The sequence below is a fragment of the Actinomycetota bacterium genome (assembly GCA_040881665.1).
GTDB lineage: Bacteria > Actinomycetota > UBA4738 > UBA4738 > HRBIN12 > JBBDWR01.
The window spans coordinates 410,003-425,298 of sequence record JBBECT010000004.1 but is presented as its reverse complement, the minus strand read 5'-3'; the positions used below and the strand labels follow the sequence as shown (position 1 = coordinate 425,298).

Below are 15,296 nucleotides of genomic sequence, written 5' to 3'. Positions count from 1 at the left end.
ACGTCCCCGGGGCGTCGGGGAGACATCGGTGCGAGTCGGCTCGCCTCCTGGAAGGTCAACCGGGCTCGGAAGCGCGCGATGCGTTGCGTGGCGTCCTTGCCCGCGTGGACGGGCCGAACCCGTCCATCCGTCCACCCTCGTTCGCCTCGGCCACACGGGCCTCGCCGTCTCCCAGGGGAGGACGCGATGATCTGCCCATCGGGAAAGGTGCCGTATCAAACCGAGGCGGCGGCGGAGGAGGCCCTCGATCGACATCGGGCTGCACAGGGCTTCTCGATGCTTGAGACGCGGCCTGATTGGCAGAAGTATCGATGCACCTCATGCCCGGGGTGGCATCTCACGTCGGGCCCACGGTACCCACCCCACTTCGGAAAGCGACTCAGATCGCGGACGCGCAGGATCAGCGACGCGGAGGATCCGAATCACTCGAAGCGCGTTGACCCCTGAGATGACATTTCCAAGGGTCAATGTTCAAGGGATTCTCAGAGCACGCTGGTCAAGGTGGGATATGGTGCCGACCTTCGCGAAGGGTCCATAAGGGTAAATGCCTGATCCGCTGCTCCGAGAGGTCACCGCAGACCCCAATGGCCGCCCAGTTCGCCTACAGGTCCAACACCGAGTTGAGCTTCTCCCACAGCTTGTTGCCGCTCCGGCCGCTTACGCGACTGACATTGACGGGACCTCCGAACACCTTCTTGGCTGCCCCCGCTTTGGGCCACATCTGGATCTGGCCGTTCGGATTCTCCACGACCTGGAAGGTCACATCCCTCGTACGGTTTCCTTGTTTTGTTCTCCTCGGCATCATCGGCTCTCTTTCAGGTCTTGGTGTCATCGTCGCGAAGCAACCTCACTTCCACTCGCCGCGATGTCTCGTGTGACCCACTTGGGAGGCGAGGATTCTGAATGGACGAGAGATCACCAGCTCATTGCGCATCCCTCTGAAAACACCTGCCACGACTGTCGCTAGGCGAGATGGTGGAACAGGTCCGCATCGCTGAGGAATGAAAATGCTGCAAGCTAGTCGGCCGAAAGGCTCACCACCACGTTTACCACCACGAGCACCGCAACGAGTGCGACCTGTCCTAATGCGATGCCGGCGAAGATTCCAACGTAAAGGCGAATCTTCCTCAGATGATCGTCGATCCGGTTGAAGGCAAGCTGTGTGACTGAGTCCTCGAAAGCTGGGTAGGGCTCGTATCTGGGTGGCCGAGGACCGGCGGCCAACGGCGAGCGGTCCCCTCCAGACAGAGGCGCACGTTCGGAGCTCATCTTGTCCTCCCGTCCTCGCGGATATCAAACCGATCCTAGCCGCAGACACTTTGGGCTGGGAGGAGCGCGACTGTTCTCCTGTGAGCAAGCACTACCCCCTAGCTACGGCGTCGTGTGGAGCAGATACGCGTCGTAGTCTTGCGGCGTGTACCCGGGGAACGCTCCGGTCGTGCGTCCAGCGAAGAACACTCCGCTCGAAGGCGTAGCTACGGCGGCCCATCCCCCGTCTTGCCCGCCGCCCGTGCCGGCCTGAAGGACCCAACGCTTCCTTCCCGCAGTCGAATAGCGGGCAAAGAACGAGTCCGTTTCGCCTAGTTGCGTCTGACCCTCGAACTCACCGCTGGTCGAGCCTGCGATGTAGACGCGCTTTCCGATCACTGAGATCGCGCGGGCGTCCGTACCGGGCGGCGCACCTTCACTGACTCCCGCCAGTGTCCTCGTCCATTCGACATCGCCCGACAGATCGGTTCGCTGGACGAAGGCCGAGTGACCAAGCGACACTTGGACGAATCCAGTCGCGAAGAGGGCCTCGCTCGTTGCATGCAAACCTTCAGGGAACTCCGCTTTGCCACCCTGATACCACTGCTGTTGCCCGCCCCGCGAGTAGGCGGCAAGGAATCCTGCTTCGGCTGCTGGTGAGGCCTCCCGCCCAGCCACGTACACACCGCTCGAGGTTGCCGAAGCGCCGAAGGCGACGTCGTTCCCGTCGGTCCCGAACTGACGAACCCACATCCGGGCGCCCGTCAGGCTGAGTTTGGTCACGAACGCGTCCGCCCCTCCCTCACCTGTCTCGCCGTGGAAGGACCCAGTGACCTCCCCGCCGACATATACCCCAGAGCCGGTGGCCGAGATCGCGTACGGGATCGCTCCTCGCTGGGTATCGGCTCCCAGCAGCCTTTGCCAGACCAACTCGCCGCTCATGTCGAATCTCTGAACGCTCGCAACGCTAGGAATCGACGACGCCACGTAGATGCCGCCCTTGTGAACGGACACCGACGCCCGACTACCTGAGTCACACGCGAACGTGTTCGTCCAAACTGTGTTGCCGGCATAGTCGAAGGCGCGCACGAAGCACCCAACGCCGTTTGCGGTCGAGCCTGGGAGGCCATGGGTCGCGTTGCCGACCACGAACACCAGCGACTTGGTTCGAGCGATGCCGGTGCCCATCTCGGTGTGTTCAGTTCCGAACTGCTTCACCCAATCCACCGACTGGGCAGACGAGGATGCCGGGTAGAGCACAATGGTGAGCGATACCGCGAGTCCCCCCAAGATCCGCAGCCGGAACCTCGAATCCTTGCCTCGCATGAAGAGCCTCCTCTGTTGCATCAATGTGCGACCCTGTCACCTCTTCCGATCCGGGTCAATCTCCGCGCATTCGCTGACTCGAGAATCGTTCGATCGCCACCACGGCCAGCCGCATCCGCCTACGCGCGGCAACGTTTGACGTGTGGGCATGGACCTTCGGCGGCACGTAGTCGAGGTCTTGAACTGCGCGCCGTTCATCCAGACGAGGACTTCATACTCCGTGCCGACTAACGTCGCACTCCCAGGCGTGATCGAGCCTGATCTCATCCATCGCCCTCGACAGCCCTCGCGGCCCAAGTCCAAGCGCTGGTGTCTGGGCTAGCCCGTCTGCGCCACCACCAAATGCCTGGGAAGCGATCGAGGGGGTCTCGCTCTATCCTCAAGATGTTCGCCTCGCTCGCCCAACAACTGAGGTGGGCTCAAGACAATCACGGCGCCTATTGGGCGCGCAAGATTCGCCCGAAACATACTCGGCTTGTCACTCGCGGGGGCGCTAAGAAGCCGATCCGTCTCATACGAGGGAACTATCCATTCCCCGGCGGTAAGTCGGGCTAGGCGGGCTCGAACCCATCGAGTATCGACCGCACCGCTTCGTACATTCGGCCGCCCACGTCTCGGACCTCGGCCCCGTAGGCAGGCGGTCCATCGCCGAAAGCTACGCCGAAGGATCGGCCGAGATAGTGGTCGAGGTAGTCCTGCGCGAACGCTCGACCAATGAGCCCGCTCGTCGTCATATCCACTTCCGCAAGTACGTCGTCCTCTTCGAACGGGCCGAAATGGGGTTGCACGAGACGCGTCTTGATAAGAGGGAGATCGATCGCCGGCGGAATCGTTCCCACCCCGCTGATGGACAGGACGCTACCCACGACCGGAGCAGCCCGGTGCTTGTCGATGTTCCAAAGGTTGTGAAGTACCGCCAACGGTTCCCGCACCGGGTCGTTCGGCCCTGTCACGTACGGCTGCAGCGCACGGAAGAGCTCTGCTTGGGGGTGTATGCCCCAAATGCGCCGCTTCCAGCTGCTTTCCCAGGACTCTGGCGAGAAGCAGATCGGGAACCCAACCCCAAGCCAGGAACTGTCTCTGGGAATCGGGAACGGAGGGGCTTCTGCCTCCTCGGCGAGAACAAGCTCCCAAACCAGGTGGTCAAGGGCGGAGCGAAGATCGTGGACGAGTTCCCCGATCAGCGAGCCGAGTTCCACGACGGGAACAGGGTGAAAAACCCGTCCCCTGAGGACAACGCGATGGTGGAAGCGGTGGTAGACATCCCCTGCTATTGCCACCTCACTAGATCCCTGACGGTCCAGCTCGGCATGAAAACCGTACGGCTTCAGATCGATGAAGTCTTGGACAAATACGTCCAGTTCGCGCAACCGATCATGCGCTCGGTCTAGCTTCGCCCACGCACCATCGAACGGGTCGCGCATGAGACGTAGAATGGAGCCACGGTGCCTAAGAAGCAAAGACTGCAGAACCGCCGCTTCCTAAAAACTCACTACTCTCGAGCGCGCTGACCACGAGAGCGGACATCTAACAGCCCGCGTCCGAAGAAATGACGCGCCAGAGTTCACGAGCAGCTTGGCCGCGATCGGTTCCTTCGGCCATGTCGAGCCGTTCCAGGATGCGTGCGAACAACGCGTCATCACTCTCGACTGCGCTCACAAGTCCGACCCGCAGCAGGTCGGCGCTGAGCGGCTCGTTCACGATGGGGACGTCGTCAGCCCCGAAGAAGATCGCGCCTCCGAATCGCTCACACACCTGGATGAAGCATTCCTCGATCGCCGCCTGGCCTGTGCCGCGAGGCCATGCCCCGACAGCCCACAGTTCCTCAGCCTCATCCTCTTCGTACACGAGGACAGCGAGCTGACCCAGATCGAACGTCCACAGCGACCAAACCCCGCTCGTGCGAGAGCTCAGGTTGCCCACCGTAAGCACGAGTTCAGGAGTGGCTCCAATCATGCGCGCTGCCTTCGCGACAAGCCACGACGTTTCTGGTTCGCTCTCGTCTTCTCCTTCGACCGGCTCCTGAAGCCCCTCCCAGACGTTTGACAAGGGCATCCAGTCCGCGAGTGCGAACCCCCCTTGATCCGAACCCACCCCCTCTGCCCGCAGCGCATTCTCGAACCGAGGAAGCATTCCAATCCGGAACTCTTCAGACAGGGCCGCGGCACGCTCGATCAAATCGGGGTCCGCAACAGACTGGAGAGCCCGCCACGCTGCGCGCCTCACTGAAGGCTCAGCATCGTTCGTCGCCGCGACCAAGTTGGCGAAACTACCCGCCGGGTCAATCTCTCCGAGGACCTCCACCGCGCTCGCCCGAACAGTCACCGCCTCGTCGGTGAGCCGCCCCCGGATCGCATCGAGAACTGCGTCAGTGGGCATCGCCTTCAGCGCAAGCACCGCTGAACTCCGGACGCGCTCAGAGGAGTCGGATAAGGCCGAGACCAAGACACTGGATGCAGTTGGGTTCCCGAGCTTTCCCAAGGAGCTCACCGCCGCCACGCGCATGAACTCTTCCTCTGAGGTGGACGCTATCCGGACAAGCGAGGGAATAGCTGCGTTCGCTCGGATCTGTCCGAGAGCACGTACTGCCGCGACGGTGTTCGCGGCGACGGCGAGAAGGTCGGCGGAGGCGTCCACCAAACGCAGATCGCCGATGAGATCGGCAGCTTCCTGTCGCTTGTAGGAATCCTCGTCACGAAGAGCCGAGACCAACACGGGAAGTTCAGCGGTGCCGATCCGGCGCAGCGCCTCCCCTGCGGCGCGATGCGGATTTCCCATTACTCTGCTCGTGTCCGAGACATACAGGCGTGTGAGGACCGGGACAGCGCGGGGATCTCCGATCCTCCCTAGGGCCCGCGCAGCATCACCCCAGTCAGTCTTCTGTGGCCCATCGAGCAAGGCGACAAGAGGTTCGACCGCCTGCGCTCCCCGTTCCGACAAGTGCTGGATCGCCCAGTATCGAGTTCCGCTCTCGGGCGCCTCGAGATCCCGGACGAGTTCATCAAACGACTTCGTCTTGGAGTTTGGGACCATCAACCCCTCATTCCCGCGACTGCGTAGGCAACGTTGATAACACAGGGGGCTGACATCATCGCGCTTGCCCAGCGCGCTCCATCTGAGCGTGTCACACCCCCGTGCAACACTCCTCCTATGAGCGTCGAATGGCACCCCAACCGGCTCCGTGTGGTTCGGGACCTGCTGGGGTGGGACGAGTCGCTGCGACCGCGATCCCCGGCGCCTTCGAACGAACCAGACCTCGCCGACCGGGTACGCGCTGAGCTGGAAGAGCGGCTTTGGCCACTGGCCCGTCGCCACGCTCAGTCCGGCCGGAACCTCTACGCGAGCAAGCATCGCATCGCGGCCGTGCTCCGCTGCGAGGGCTCGTGGGTCGCACCCGATGAGTTCACATGGTCAATCCCGGTGGCCAGAGGCCGGCTAGTGCACAAAGCGATCGAAATGACGCTCACGGCGCGTCGCGGTGAGCTGCCACCGATGGAGCTCGTTGACATTGCCCTGACCTCCTTGAAGTCGAAGGATGATGGTCTGAGCGACTACTTGAACCAATGTGATCCCGGAAGTGAGTCGGAGCTTGTCGCTGACTCTTCGAATCTGCTCACCACCTTCCTCAACGACTTTCCTCCGATCAACGCGCGCATGACACCACGGATCGAGTGCTCAGTTCGAGTCGACCTTTGCGACGGGACAATCACCCTCGCCGGCAAGTACGACCTAGCGTTGGGTCGGCCTGGGCAGGACCCTGTTTCAATCGTCGATCTCAAGTCTGGCGACGAACATCAGGAGCACATGGAGGATCTGCGCTTCTACGCGCTGCTCGAACTGCTCAAGACCGGGGTGCCACCCGTGATGATCGGCTCCTACTACTTGAATAGCAGCACACCCCGATCTCAGCCGGTTGACGAGGGAACGATTGAGTCCGCTTCGAGGCGGACCGTGGATGCGATCAGCCGGATGGCGCAACTAGAGTTTGGAGAACGCGATGCCGACCTTAGTCCCGGCTCGTACTGCTCGTTCTGCTCGGCCCTTCCCGAGTGCAAACAAGGGCAAGACTGGCTCGAAGAGGGCCGAAAGCAACGCAAGGGCAGTCAGTTTCGCGCACCTAGTCCCAGTCGCCGCGAGTCTTCTGCCGCTCGAACTCCTTGAGCCTCGACTCTTCGCGCGGTGACCACCTGACAGACAGACCCATCTTCCCCGGCTTGCACACCTTGCACGAGTGACGCTTGCGCTTGTATCGCTTTCTCATGCGCTAGGCGTCCGGGTCTTCCTGTACGCGGATGCCCCACGGCCGAAGGGGGACATGTGCGCGACTCGACGACCCCTGCCCGTCCGCGTTGACGAGATAGATCCAGTCTCTACTGAAGATCCATTCATCTAGGCCGCAGAGGTGGCGAACCGTGCCTGGCTCGAGCCGGAGGACGCCAACCCCTCCGCAATGTTCGCATCGCACGTCGATCGATGGTTGCTCCGGTTCTTCGAACTTGGTCGGAAGGGCCAGCTGAAGTGGCGATACCGAGTGACTCACAATCACAATTCTGACGACGCTCCACGAAAGGTCAAGGGGCGACGACGACGCAGGGGCTGCTAACGGTTCTGCTGGCTCAGGAACATCGCCATCTCGATGGCGTCGACGCGCGACACTCGCCACCCAGGCGTCTGTGCCCAGCGGTACATGAGCTCGAGGTACTCCCCGTACCAACCCACGTCAGGCTTGCGCCCAAGGAAGGCGGCGACCTTCTCATCGAGGATAAGAGGGCGCGGAACTGGTCCTCCAGACTCGAATCCCGCGAAGTAAAGGAACTTGCTACCGAACGCGATCCCGAGTTCCGGTACGTGGTCGCGGTCACCACGATGGAGCGCCCTGGCTGCGTCTGTTCCAGTACTAGTCCGAGCGCGCTCGAACAAGCGGGATATCACACCGTCGTTCTCTCGGGCAAGTGCCTTCGGAACGATCGTCGCCCTGCGATTCGCGCTCGCATTTCCGAACCCCCATAGGAACGTCGCCAGCAACAGTTCACGCCCACTCCACTCCCCGAGCTCAACACCATTCGCAATGTCGAAAACGTCCCCGCGCTTGATGGTGCCGCGAAGCGATCCGGCGAGTCTCGCGTAGGTTGGCGAGAGATCCTCCAACTCGCTCTTGTCGAGGAATGAAGGCCAATCAGAGGACCACGTCACCTCGTGATTCCTTACATCCTCTTCACTGATACCAGCGACGCTAGCCTGGGCACGCGCCAGCGCTTCTTCATCCGCGTCAAGCATGCGATCTCCCTCTCCCGTTCGAGTCCGTGGTAGCGCCCGGGGGCCACTTCCGTGCAGGATGCCGCACGGCACATACCCTTGCCCGCGAAATGTTCCTACTCGCTCCAACGCCAGGCGGCGTCCGGGCGATACAAGTTGCTCGAACGTGTAGCGCGCGATGCAGCACGCCGGGTAAAGCTCCACCCAGCCAGCCCACAAGTCGAATCGCGCCCACAGGATCCGCAGGTAGAGGTCTTCGGTCACGGCGCGAGGCTACGGGACCCCTCTGACACCGTTGCAGCTCCCCTCGAAGGCTACCGGTAGGACGAGACATGTCTCCTTGGCCACGGAAGGTATCTCCGAGACCGGGAGAATCCATTTCCGGCATCTGATGCCCGAAAGACGTCTCAAAGTCAAGGGAAGGCCTCTTCTGGGGCAAGAAAGGCCACTGGAAGTCCAACGGCCAGGAGGACGAGCCGAATTGGCGAGGCTTCGCGGGCAGGCGACGAACATCGATTGCCGGTCGACCCCGGGCAAGCCGTCTGAGTCACGCACCATCGTCGCCCATGCGAGCGGAGATTCGAGAAAGCACGGGTCGCTTACTCTCGACAACCGCCGTGAACCTTCCCAGAAGCAGCGACAGTCCCGCGATGGTCGAGCCTTGGCCGAATCAGTGCCCTCAGGCATCACGATGCGCCCGGCACGTAGGCGGAGGCGTCTTCGCCACGGCTTGACTATCTGTTGCCCTTGGCTCGGTTGTGGGTGACGCACAGCATCTGGCAGTTCTTGAGGTCGGTGTTCCCGCCCTTCGACCAGGCGGTCACGTGGTCAGCGTCCATCTCGTCCTGGGCGTAGATGCGAGTTCGATTGGCATTGTTCCCGACAGCACAAAGCGGGCAATTCGACGGGCCGGCTTCCTCTGCGATCGTGGTCTGCTGCTGATACCTCGCCGCCTTCGTCTTGTCGTCGAATACTCGGATGGAGAGCAGTCTGGTGTCGGTCTTGCCGCTGAGCAGGTACTCGTAGATGCCCTTGTTGTTCTCCACCTGGGAGTCAGCACGGAGCCTCCTGACGTCGGCGTCCATCGCCGAGGGGTCGAACTTGGTCGAGCTGTACTTGCTGTACAGCGGCCCCCAGGACAACCCCTTCATTTCTCGGTGCACGGTCGGAAACGTGGTCTTGACCCACTCAATGACCGAAGCAAAGTAGTTCCACAGGTCAATCGCCGTCGGGTCGTGCTGATGCACGGCCATGTATTCCTCGACCTTGCCGTCATTGATCCACTTGATGGCCGTCTCGAGCCACTTCTGCCGGTTCATCTCACCAGAGAGGTAGTCCCTGGCGATACCGTAGGCCGGGCAGCCGCGCTTGGAGAACCGCTTCTTCGCGTCGGTTACCCAACTGCCGTGGTATACCGCGTTCCTAAGTTCCTGGTCGCTAAGCTCCACGCCCGCGATGTTGATCGTCCTGAACCAATCGAGTTTCTCGGAGTCCTTGCCTTCGCACTGGTAGACCGTCAGCTCGTAGTCGAGGATCCTCGCCCGTTCATCGTCCTGAAGGTTGTTGAACCCACGACCGTCTACGGTGAAGTCACCAGTCACGTACTGGCCGATCGAGATGGTGCGCTGTTGCCCATCCATCACCTCGAAAGTCCCGTCATCGCGCACCGCCCAGTACATCGTGTTGAGCGGATAGCCCTTGGTGATCGTGTCAATCACTGCGTCGCGCTGGTCGTCCTTGTACACGAACTCTCGTTGATACGGCGGCCGTACGTCGAGTTTGCCGCCGTAGGCCGCGACGCCCTGCTCGGCATTGTCGACGTAATCCTTGGTCAGGTCACGGACTGTGACCTTGACGGGAACGATGTCCATGTCACTTCCTTCTGCGGATGAGGATGCGGGCGTACGCTTTTACGAACATCTCGCCTTCCACCTTGTAGTACGTCTTATTGGCGGGTGGCGCGGCCACCTTGATAGCGGCGCCGTCGTTGAGTTTGGTCACCTGACTCTCGGAGCCGTCCGCGCTCACCTGAATCTGTCCGGGGTAGATCTTTGTGGCGCACTTGTCCCACGACTGAGTGATTCCCACAATCTCGAACTGATCGGGATTCCAGTTGTCGAGGAAGGTGAGCGGCACGCCCATGTCGCCGTCGTAGTTAGCAGGGATTTCGCTGACCTTGCCGACCTCGATGGCATTGAAGTTGTCGTACGACGGATAATCGGTCGGGTTGTACTTGCGATAGAGGATTAGATCCACATGACGCTTTGGGAAGTCGAGATTGGTGTACCAGACCGTCTTCATCCCAACCAGGATCTTGCCGTTCGACCCTCTTCGCCACCAGGCACCCTGCGGCTTCGTGGCAGCAACACGCTGCGCGAACGCATCGGTCGTCTCGAAGAACTGATTCTCTCCGCCGCTCGGCTTGACGCCCCACCACAGTTTTCCATCTTTGATCAGCGGGAAGATCTGCTTGTACGAGGTGGCGTTGGGGTTGCCGATGATGGCGAACTTCTTGTCGTGCTTGATCAACTGAGAGACGTACTGATGGAATAGTGAGAACGGAGGGTTCGTCACGATGATGTCGGCCTGATTCAGCAGATTAATGCACTCCTCCGAACGAAAGTCTCCGTCCCCTGTGAGAGGAAGAACCTCAATCTCGTCAGGGTCGGGTACGCGGTTTGAGTTTTTGTCACCCTCGTACTCAAGGAACACCGCGTGGTCAGAGTTGTTCTTGCTGAACAGATCTGGCGCCTGGCTGCGGTAGCAGGTCGTGATTAACTTCTTGAGCCCAAGCGCCTCGAAGTTGAGCGCGAAGTACTTGAAGAACGCCGAGACGCGGGGGTCATCAGCATTGCAGTAGACGACCTTGCCGCGGAAGTGCGGCTTGTAGTGACGGAGCTCCTTCTCCACATCCGTGAGCTGCGTGTAGAACTCGTCCATCTTTGCGATTCGGGCAGCGCCCATGTTTGTATTCGTCTTGCCTCTTCGGCCACCTGTCGTTGCCGTCATCTGCTCCCGGGTCCTTCTTCGTCGACCAAGCCTCAATGTTACGCATCGCCGTCCAGAGGCCCAAGGACCCTCCCAAGATGCGTTCAATCAGTTGGAGGACGGCCTCCTCCCCTCGAACAGACAGCCACCCGACCTTTTCGATCTGCCCCCTCGATTCACGGAGGCGTCGAAGCGGGGTTCACGCGAGCTACCCTAGAGGTGGCGTGGTAGTGCTCGCCGGAACGTCGTCGGGGGCCTGCCGCATGGCCCGGACGTTCCCCGATGCCTGCGCGCGTCCAGGTGACCATGGAAGGTGACTGGAGTGGTCGACTGTCGGCTTCACGGTGAAACCCTACCCGGCTGACAGCTTCCAGCGCCGCTGCCCCCTGGGTACATTCGCGAACGCGGTCATTTAGCGCACCACCCGAAGGTGCGGACGTGGATGAGGCCGCCTTCCTGCTCGGCGGATCCCGTCGATGCGAGATTCCGACAGGTGCGCGGCTTGCGCGAGTTCGCGGCGCGTCACGTCCCCCTGCTCGTAGCACGGAGGAGTCGGCTTGAGGACAGCTAGAAGAGTATTCGCGGGGGTCACAACGATTTTCGTGCTGCCTGCCTGCGGGCAGGGCGAACCCTCGACGCCAAGGTACACGGGACCACCAACACTGGAGCAGAAGCAAGCATGGGCGGCCGAAGCCAAAACCGAGGCACTTGAGGACTGCGTTGTTACGACATACCCGGCGGCCGATGTGGCTGGATTGCGAACCGCCGAAGCCAGCATCGCGTCGAGTGGTGAAACTGGCGAGTTGTCGTCCAGTCGGGACGCGGAGGTCCGCTATGGCTATCGAGGTCAAGCTGACTCGGCCACGTTCCAGTTGACTCGACACGAGTACTCAGGGATCGACCACGACGAGCTCGGTGGAGGCGGGTTCATTAACCGAGATACCACTGGATACGAGTGGACGCGTGGAGACTCCGACCTTGGACCGTGGACACGAGTCGACGCAGGCAGGTACCTCGACTGGGAAGAGCTCGCGTGTGACATCGCTTACGAGTACCCCACCGGCGGGTAGGGGGCAAAGCTATGGAAACCCCGCCCCGATCACGTCCTAGGCTGACAGGTCGACCTCGACGAACGCCTTCGGCTGATCACGGCGAACCCCGCTTGGGTCTCGGCCAGGATGCGGACGATGTTCCGGATGAAGTCGTCGCCGACCGTTTCGACCGCGCGATCGTTCCGGGTCGCGCTAGTCAGCAATCACGACCTCGAGAGCCTCGTAGTCGTGAACCCGTCGGTGGGCGACAGTGAGGAGATCCGTAGCATCTTCGGACCAATCCTCAGCCGACTACGACCGGTCGTCCGCCAGTTCAAAAAGTTGAGGTATCTCACCGAACACCTACCTGATGCGCTCTCGTGAATTGCTCGGGGGTACTGGAAGTCGACCCTCAAGGATCGACGAGACCGATGGACACAGAACCGAGCCTCCGATAAACCCGGCTTGATTCACATCCGTGCGCGCAAGCTGCTGCGTTGCCTAGTTGGGGTCGGATGTCGCAGAGTACCAACTGATGGACGGGAGCCCAGCTCTGGACATATGGGTCGTGAGAGCGGGAACGGCTGGCAAGTACGCGTCCGAGTTCGAGGAGCGTGACCTCGTCGGAATCGGGACAGTCGTCCCGCATTCATTGGCATCGCTGTCAAGCGACGAGATCAAGGAGCGCTTGAAGAATCAGTCCGATGGCGACTCGCGCCGAACAATCGCCGGACGTGCCGGTCAACTCTTCCGCTTCGCCCACGACATCGATGTGGGCGATCTTGTCATTACGCCCGACGCCGGAACCCGAGAGCTCCTCTTCGGAAGAGTGACGAGCCCGTACGAGTTCCACGAGACACCGATCGTGGGCGGCTTCTTTCACTACCGCAAGGTCGAATGGCTCGGACGGCGAAGCCGCGATTTGCTCCCGAAGCGAGTGCTGTACAGCCTCGGGTCTCTGGCCACCGTGTTCCAACCGGGTTGGCCCAGAGAGCTCACGGCTCTTGTGAACAACCAGCCTGTGCCGGAGTCGGACGAGGGGACCGTAGGTGCCGTAGATGTTGGCGACTCTGGCGCGGAGGATAATCTGCTTGCCGACCTTCAGTCCCGAAGCGAGGAACTGATCTCGGCGAAAATCGCGCACCTAGATGCCTACGAGATGCAGGATCTCGTCGCCGGAGTATTGCAAGCGATGGGGTTCCACACGCAGGTCTCACCTCCAGGGACAGACCAAGGCGTGGACATCGTCGCCTCTCGTGATCCCCTCGGGTTGGAGCAACCGGTGAAGGTCCAGGTCAAGGCTCGTCCAAACACCAAGACGGGCGCTCCAGAGGTCGCTCAGCTGGCCGGCAATGTGGGGACAGGCGAGCGAGGAATGTTTGTATCGACGGGTGGATTTACGAAGGAAGTAGCCTTCCACCCGTCCTCACAACGTCTAGTGCTCATCGATGGGGATCGCCTCAGAAGCCTCGTGGTCGAGTACTACGACCGACTGGAGTCGGATGCTCAGGCTCTCGTGCCCTTGCGCCGCGTGTACTTCCCGTCGGACTAAGCGATCTTCGATTTCGGTCGGTGAACGCTCTGCACAACTCTCCCGTGGCAACAGTCTTCGCTGGTTGCCGTTGCCCTCTCAGGAGCCGTCCAGCCCTCGATCGCGAACGACTCAGCGTGCAGCACTTGCCACTGTGACCTAGCAAGGGTTGGGGAACTATCCCTTCCAGGGCGGTACGTGCCTGGCTTGTGGGGTTGACTCCGACGCACTGCAGCACCAGGATTCGTTGCGGGTGCAGGCAACCAAAGGGGGCCCGTCATGGCGAATCCATCTGCGGCGTATTACTCGATTGACCCGACCGACCCGGACCGGTGGCATGACTACTCGGACTGCCCGAATGGGCAGCAGATTCCGGAGGAAAACAAGCGTTGGGGGAAGCCGGAGGGCTACACGAGGTGCGGCAGTTGCAAGCGCCTTGACGGGTGACACTCGGCGAGAAGCGCATTTCCCACGATGGCCCCGAAGCTTCGCCGCGTTCGATCTCCCACACACGGGACAGAGCAACAACCGGCAGCCGCATCGTTTTGGGCTGCGTAGAGCCCCCGCCACCCGTCAGGAGCGGTGCCGCTGAAGCAGATTGTCGGGTCTGAGTGACCCGGCCCCCTTCGCACGACCCCGTGGTGTGGATACCCATATCGCGCAGCCGCTTCACCGCGAGGGCGATCCCGGGATCAAGTGGGGCACTCGGGCAAATCTCCCGCGCCAGGGCTTCTTGTGCAGCTCGGCCTTCCGCACACAAGCTCACGCCGAAACGTCCCTACGGCGGTATCGGATAGGGTCACCGCCATGGGTGGCTCGGGTGAGTATGTGTTTATTGACGAATCGGGGGACCCGGGCTTCCCAGGAGCAAACCCGATTTACATCCTCGCGGCGGCCCACATGTCCGAAGCCGTGCATCGGGACATAACGGCCCACATTTCGAGCTTCCGTTACTTCCACGGCGTCAACCGAGAATTCAAGGACTGGGGTGGGCTCGTGAAGTCCCCGCGGACGCAGCAGTGGCGGTCGTTGATGGGATACCTGGGGGCGTGTGTCGGCAACGGTGATGTAGCGATAACCGCGACGTGGATGAACAAGGCCAAGTATCAAGCGAACAGAGGGCCGTACCTGCAACCAGGGCAAACCACGCTCTTTCGGCACTTCCAGATTCGGCTGCTGCTTGAGCGCCACCGAGCAAGAAGGCAGTGGGGGAAGGACCTGGACGTTGTTCTCGATCGATGGAGCATGAGTCAGTCCCAACGTGTGAACCTGGAGAACTACGTCAAGAACAACTGGAACCTGCAACCAATCGGAAACGTGACGACCGTAGACTCCCAGTACGTCGAGATGGTGCAGGTCGTCGACTTGCTCACACGTCTGGCGAGGCGGATCGTAGAGGGCAAGGCGGATGCCGAGGAACAAGCGTTTGCCACCCAGGTGCTCCACATTCATGAGATCGAGCGGGGCCTGTTCCACCAATGACAAAAAGAACGAGAGGGCCCCAGCGCCCCCTACGGGGCCAAGGACCCTCTCATCAGTTCGAGACAAAGATACCAACGCTGTCAAGACCTAGCCCGGATCGGCTGCTCCTATTGAAGCTCCCCACTCTGATGACAGTCCGGACCAGATTCGGGTTGTGGTTGATGCCAATTCTTCATGCCGGGCGATCACAGCAGAATTCAGACTCGCTTCAAGCGTCACCACGGTGTCACCAACCCGAGTAGAGCCGTGGCTCACCACATACCAAAGCGGCTCGCCGGCGCAGGTCAGAAGCAGTGGGCGAGGGGGGAGTTGAACCCCCACGTCCTTTCGGACACAGGAACCTGAATCCTGCGCGTCTGCCAATTCCGCCACTCGCCCGAGTGGAACGGGAATGGTAACAGGGCGTTCCCGCGCATCGTGCCTGCTCCCGGGCG

At 61.3% G+C, this 15,296-nt stretch carries 11 protein-coding genes and 1 tRNA gene; 4 read left to right on the top strand and 8 right to left on the bottom strand.

The window, feature by feature from the left end:
* Positions 1-601: 601 nt before the first annotated feature.
* The 4 genes from WEF05_03015 to WEF05_03000 all read right to left on the bottom strand — a co-directional run bounded on the left by WEF05_03015 (position 602) and on the right by WEF05_03000 (position 5,607).
* Complete coding sequence (locus WEF05_03015; GenBank protein ID MEX1100871.1) at positions 602-763, bottom strand: hypothetical protein; 162 nt, start codon at positions 761-763, stop codon at positions 602-604.
* Positions 764-1,371: 608 nt separating this feature from the next.
* Positions 1,372-2,574, bottom strand: a complete 1,203-nt coding sequence (locus WEF05_03010) for a hypothetical protein (GenBank protein ID MEX1100870.1) — start codon at positions 2,572-2,574, stop codon at positions 1,372-1,374.
* Positions 2,575-3,125: 551 nt separating this feature from the next.
* Positions 3,126-3,944: a hypothetical protein gene (locus WEF05_03005; GenBank protein ID MEX1100869.1), complete on the bottom strand. Its 819-nt coding sequence runs from the start codon at positions 3,942-3,944 to the stop codon at positions 3,126-3,128.
* A gap of 157 nt (positions 3,945-4,101) precedes the next feature.
* Positions 4,102-5,607, bottom strand: a complete 1,506-nt coding sequence (locus tag WEF05_03000; protein MEX1100868.1) for a HEAT repeat domain-containing protein — start codon at positions 5,605-5,607, stop codon at positions 4,102-4,104.
* A gap of 117 nt (positions 5,608-5,724) precedes the next feature.
* On the opposite strand from WEF05_03000, the gene WEF05_02995 reads away from it, so the two are divergent.
* A complete protein-coding gene (locus WEF05_02995) occupies positions 5,725-6,735 on the top strand; it encodes a PD-(D/E)XK nuclease family protein (protein ID MEX1100867.1) in 1,011 nt (336 codons plus the stop codon).
* Positions 6,736-7,173: 438 nt separating this feature from the next.
* Here WEF05_02995 and WEF05_02990 read toward each other — a convergent pair whose 3' ends face one another.
* The 3 genes from WEF05_02990 to WEF05_02980 all read right to left on the bottom strand — a co-directional run bounded on the left by WEF05_02990 (position 7,174) and on the right by WEF05_02980 (position 10,794).
* On the bottom strand, positions 7,174-7,851 hold the full coding sequence (locus WEF05_02990; GenBank protein ID MEX1100866.1) for a hypothetical protein: 678 nt from the start codon (positions 7,849-7,851) through the stop codon (positions 7,174-7,176).
* Positions 7,852-8,564: 713 nt separating this feature from the next.
* Entirely contained in the window at positions 8,565-9,701 is a 1,137-nt protein-coding gene (locus tag WEF05_02985; protein MEX1100865.1) for a DUF262 domain-containing protein, read from the bottom strand.
* A gap of 1 nt (position 9,702) precedes the next feature.
* Positions 9,703-10,794 carry an adenine-specific methyltransferase EcoRI family protein gene (locus WEF05_02980; GenBank protein ID MEX1100864.1) on the bottom strand — a complete coding sequence of 364 codons (1,092 nt, stop codon included), beginning with the start codon at positions 10,792-10,794 and terminating at the stop codon, positions 9,703-9,705.
* Between the two features lie 1,211 nt (positions 10,795-12,005).
* Here WEF05_02980 and WEF05_02975 point away from each other — a divergent pair.
* The 3 genes from WEF05_02975 to WEF05_02965 all read left to right on the top strand — a co-directional run bounded on the left by WEF05_02975 (position 12,006) and on the right by WEF05_02965 (position 14,862).
* Positions 12,006-12,233: a hypothetical protein gene (locus tag WEF05_02975; GenBank protein MEX1100863.1), complete on the top strand. Its 228-nt coding sequence runs from the start codon at positions 12,006-12,008 to the stop codon at positions 12,231-12,233.
* Positions 12,234-12,384: 151 nt separating this feature from the next.
* Positions 12,385-13,401, top strand: coding sequence for a restriction endonuclease (locus tag WEF05_02970; protein MEX1100862.1), 1,017 nt, complete (start codon positions 12,385-12,387; stop codon positions 13,399-13,401).
* A gap of 786 nt (positions 13,402-14,187) precedes the next feature.
* Positions 14,188-14,862 carry a DUF3800 domain-containing protein gene (locus tag WEF05_02965; protein MEX1100861.1) on the top strand — a complete coding sequence of 225 codons (675 nt, stop codon included), beginning with the start codon at positions 14,188-14,190 and terminating at the stop codon, positions 14,860-14,862.
* A gap of 294 nt (positions 14,863-15,156) precedes the next feature.
* On the opposite strand, the gene WEF05_02960 is transcribed toward WEF05_02965, so the two are convergent.
* A tRNA-Leu gene (locus WEF05_02960) sits at positions 15,157-15,240 on the bottom strand.
* Positions 15,241-15,296 lie beyond the last annotated feature (56 nt).